Source organism: Kosakonia sp. 1610 (genome assembly GCF_050435845.1).
GTDB classification, from domain to species: domain Bacteria; phylum Pseudomonadota; class Gammaproteobacteria; order Enterobacterales; family Enterobacteriaceae; genus Kosakonia; species Kosakonia cowanii.
In genome coordinates, this window is record NZ_JBNDKZ010000024.1 from 1 (window position 1) to 4,323 (window position 4,323).

The following is a 4,323-nucleotide window of genomic DNA, read 5'->3' on the forward strand; positions in this document are numbered from 1 at the left end:
CAATCCCAATGGATCCATCCATTCCAGCGTGTTCGGCGCATACTGGTACAGGTTCCAGCCACCGTTTAATCCTATCGGATCCTGAACGGTGAATCGCCCGGTCTGGGGGTCGTAGTAACGGAACAGGTTGTAGTGCAGCCCGGTTTCGCTGTCTGCATACTGTCCGGCATAGCGCAGCGGCTGGTGCGCCAGCGCGGCGTTCTGCGCCAGCCTCGTGAAGCCGTCCGTCTGGTGCCGAACTTCGCCGAAGTTGCCGTACTGACCGCTCCATCGGAGGCTGCCTTCAACAGTCAGCATGTCACACAGGCACCGGCAGTGGTGGTGATACTGTCCATCCTGCCAACGTGTTTTCTCCCGGCCGCCGCTGTCTGTCTGGTCCGCACACTTACAGACGGCCACGAACGGCGATTCATGCCGGCGATGTTCTTCTACATGGCTTATGCCACTCATCTCTTCATACTTGGGCTGATAACCCGGCTATGCTTGCTGTAGACACGGAGCTACACATCCGGAAGCGACGAATTCTCCGGACTGACTGAGATGAGTTAAGGACGGGAGTTAGCCAGGATGACAACCTACAAAATAACATACGAGCACAGCAGCAAAGGGGAAACGCAGACAGAAGACGCCCTGCTTGAATGTGATCATGCGCCTGACCCCAAAGAGCTGGAGCATGTCACCATCTGGGACACTCTGAGGTTTCATCGCCATGGGCTGGCCCCTTGAGTATTAATAAATTCAGGAGACTTAAAATAACAATAACGCTGGGCTTATGGAATTCTGGTGTATCTGTTGTCACACCATGCTTCATATATTAATCCTTCACAATCAAGGCAGAGCCATCTTGATACATTCATATACTCAATATCGAATACATGGTTTGCGCACTGCCCGGTTTAACATCGCGGAACCTACAAAAGTAAGGGGGCGATTTTACATTAAATTGTTTACGTTGGAATTTCTGCACTTTTTCGACAACATTTGGACATTAAACATTTTATAGCTATAAGTTGTCCAACTCGTTCAAAAAAGATGAAAAAGATTCAGATACAAAATCTAACTCTGTTTCATCCATTAACCATATATAGACATTAGCAAAATCTGACTGCCTTGTGGACAGTAAGAATAAATTTCCTCCATCGTCATATGCAAACGGCAATAAACCTTTTAATTCAGGAAACCCCTCCATAAGATCTTTATAATGTTCCTCAATCGGAACTCGTCCATATTTTATAGGCAGGAAACCACCTAAAAGGTAAGGGTTGTTTTCATCAGATTCTGGCAAATAACCCCCATTATAATTCAGGTAAAACTTTACAAAATCTTCTGGCAAATGAAGATTATATTGTTGTTCAAAGATCACCAAATCCTCTGGTGAAAGCTTTTTTTGGGATTCTTCTAAAGCTATGGACATGTTTTATTACTCCTGAATCTTGCTGGATGAGTGTATGCATTACCGGTTGCCAGTTTGTACTGGCTTACACCGCCTTTATGGGGGATACCCCGATGAGCTCCTTGTTCAACAAGCTGCATTGTTCCGGTATTTGTCCTTGGATCATAATCATCCAAGTGATGCCAAACATAGCCACTTGGTGCTTTTTTCTGATTTAGCCCTGCCGCTTTATTGGCTGCCTGGAAATCTAAATCATAATCACCAGTATACTTTATTTTAACTATAGGATTCACATCTGGTTTCTTATTATATAATGCATTACTATCTGCAAAATCAAGGCCGCCCCCTTGCGTTTTTTTCACGCCACTGTAGCCAAACCCTTCTAATTTTGCGATAGGATCAACGGCGAGTCCTAGTGGATCAATCCATGTAAGCGGGTTCGGTGCATAACGGTACAGATTCCACCCGCCGTCTAACCCAATTGGATCCTGAACAATGAACCGTCCGTTCTGGGGGTCGTAATAGCGGAACAGGTTATAGTGCAGGCCGGTTTCGCTGTCTGCATACTGCCCGGCATAGCGCAGGGGCTGGTGTGCCAGCGCCGTATTCTTAGCCAGCCGCGTGAAGCCGTCGGTCTGATGCCGAACTTCGCCGAAGCTGCCGTACTGCCCGCTCCATCGGAGGCTGCCTTCAACAGTCAGCATGTCACACAGGCACCGGCAGTGGTGGTGATGCTGTCCATCCTGCCAACGTGTTTTCTCCCGGCCGCCGCTGTCTGTCTGGTCCGCACACTTACAGACGGCCACGAACGGCGATTTATGCCGGCGATGTTCTTCTACATGGCTTATGCCGGTCATCTTTTTATTCTTGGGCTGGTAACCCGGCTATGCTTGCTGTAGACGCGGAACTGAATGTCCGGAAGAAGCGTTATCACCGGAACGACAGACATATTTAAAAGCGGGAGTTAGCCAGGATGACGACCTACAAAATAACGTTTGAGCACAGCAGCAACGGGGAAACGCAGACAGAAGACGCCCTGCTTGAATGTGATCATGAGCCTACCAGAGAAGAGCTGGAGCATGCCGTCAGCTGGGACATGCTCACGTTTCGTCGTCAGGGGGCGGCCACCTGGGCAATCATTTCTGTAGTTCCGCTGAAGTGAAGCGATACACACAGCTCAACAGATGCCCCTTCAACGCGTCATCGTTAAGTAAGCCGTGCAGCCAGCAGAAGGGTAAAAATTACAGTGTAGCCCCATGTGTACCAAGGCCAGTATTATCCACCCAGCACAGCAAAAGAAATTGACCTGCTGCCCGTTAATGACCTTCCTGCCTCGCTTCTTCTTATAGTCCATCTGTGTTACTGCCAGCATCTCCATGGCACAGGAACAAGGTGGCAATGGAGAGGTTTGCCTGACTTTTGAAGTCAGTGTGTTAATGGAAATGATTTTATGAGTAACTCTTCTAACGAAGAATACAAACACTCCATTTCATAAGAATCATGCATGAAAATATATATCTCGCCATCAGTATTCATAAGTATAGGGTTTCCACTACCATCATCTGAAATAACGTAGAATGCGTTCAAAACGGACTCATCAAGATCTTTGTATGTTTCTCTGAATTTTTGAGTCAGATCAACAACTGTCGCTTTTCCAACTAAAGAACCATTAATGAAAGCATGTATAGCTATACCTCCAAAAGCCCCGCCAAACAATTTTATGAATTCAATATATTGCTCATTAAATTTAATGTTCAACTTTTCTTCAGCGTTTGCTATCTCCTCATCTGTAGCAGGAATACCGTACAAAACCATATCCTGATCAGATGTTAAGTTCTCTCTGACTCGCGTTAACAATTGTTCATTCATACACAACCACCTCTTCTTTTACCTAAAGTTTTTTCTGCTTGTGCTTTCCAGAACTCTTTTTTCCATAGGTTGAATTCTCGTCGGTTATTTATCCCTGCACCTTTAGCATTACCTTTTGGATGCTGACCAGCATTATTTTCAGCTGAACCATGGTGTTTATCTGGCATAGCTGTAAGTGGCCCTTCTGATTGCTGCCTATCATGATGCAATACTATTGTATTCCCTTGCTTATCTCGTGGCGACAACCCAAATGGATGGGGGGCATCACCACCATTCATAAATATAATTCTGTTTAGTTCAGAATCACTTAAATGAGTTAGATCTGTATATCCTGATACATCTAAAGTCAAGCCTCTACTATCTGTAAAAGTAACTTGTGCGCTTAGACCTAATGGATCTATCCAGCTTATTGAATTAGGTGAGAAAACATATAAATTTAATCCGCCGCGAAACCCTATCGGATCCTGAACATTAAACCGTCCAGCCTGCGGGTCGTAGTAACGGAACAGGTTGTAGTGCAGGCCGGTTTCGCTGTCTGCATACTGCCCGGCATAGCGCAGGGGCTGGTGTGCCAGCGCCGTATTCTTAGCCAGCCGCGTGAAGCCGTCGGTCTGATGCCGAACTTCGCCGAAGCTGCCGTACTGCCCGCTCCAGCGGAGGCTGCCTTCTTCGTCTGTAACTTCCAGCGGCGCGCCGTTCAGGTCGGTGCTGAACCAGAATATCTCCCCGGCTCTCTCCTCCCGCAGATGGTCAATCCGCGTCAGCGGGCTCCAGGCCTCGTTCGGATCGTAAATATACGTGCTGCACTGCCCGCCTTCATGCTGCTCCTGCAACAGGCGGTAACCCTGCCAGAGGAAGCGGCTTTCATGGGTGCCGTGACCGGTGGAGACCGTCTTGCGGAGCCGTCTGCCAAGCGTGTCATAATGGTAGTGCGCCTCAAAGCGCCCCTGCGGCCCGGTTCCGCGGGCGGACAGCAGGCGGTTTTCCGCATCATACGTATAGTGCTGTTCATACAGCCCGCTGCGCCTGCGCGTCAGGTTGCCCCACGCATCGTACTGCAT

At 48.0% G+C, this 4,323-nt stretch carries 4 protein-coding genes and 2 pseudogenes; 1 reads left to right on the forward strand and 5 read right to left on the reverse strand.

Features of this window, described 5'->3' with window-relative positions; translation table 11 throughout:
* The 3 genes and pseudogenes from ABIC80_RS24385 to ABIC80_RS24395 form a co-directional block, all read right to left on the reverse strand.
* Window positions 1-282, reverse strand: a pseudogene (locus ABIC80_RS24385) (RHS repeat-associated core domain-containing protein); the annotation flags it as partial.
* A gap of 721 nt (window positions 283-1,003) precedes the next feature.
* A complete protein-coding gene (locus ABIC80_RS24390; RefSeq protein ID WP_429178869.1) occupies window positions 1,004-1,414 on the reverse strand; it encodes an SMI1/KNR4 family protein in 411 nt (136 codons plus the stop codon).
* Window positions 1,405-2,082, reverse strand: a pseudogene (locus tag ABIC80_RS24395) (RHS repeat-associated core domain-containing protein); the annotation flags it as partial. The pseudogene ABIC80_RS24395 and the gene ABIC80_RS24390, both read right to left, overlap by 10 nt.
* Before the next feature lie 284 nt (window positions 2,083-2,366).
* Here ABIC80_RS24395 and ABIC80_RS24400 point away from each other — a divergent pair.
* Entirely contained in the window at window positions 2,367-2,555 is a 189-nt protein-coding gene (locus ABIC80_RS24400; protein ID WP_429178870.1) for a hypothetical protein, read from the forward strand.
* A gap of 263 nt (window positions 2,556-2,818) precedes the next feature.
* Here ABIC80_RS24400 and ABIC80_RS24405 read toward each other — a convergent pair whose 3' ends face one another.
* Together ABIC80_RS24405 and ABIC80_RS24410 are read right to left on the reverse strand one after the other, a co-directional pair.
* The gene (locus ABIC80_RS24405) at window positions 2,819-3,262 is read right to left on the reverse strand and encodes an SMI1/KNR4 family protein (RefSeq protein WP_429178872.1); all 444 of its coding nucleotides are present in this window, start codon (window positions 3,260-3,262) and stop codon (window positions 2,819-2,821) included.
* Window positions 3,259-4,323, reverse strand: a 1,065-nt coding sequence (locus ABIC80_RS24410) for an RHS repeat-associated core domain-containing protein (RefSeq protein WP_429178873.1), incomplete at its 5' end; no start/stop codon positions are given. The genes ABIC80_RS24410 and ABIC80_RS24405, both read right to left, overlap by 4 nt.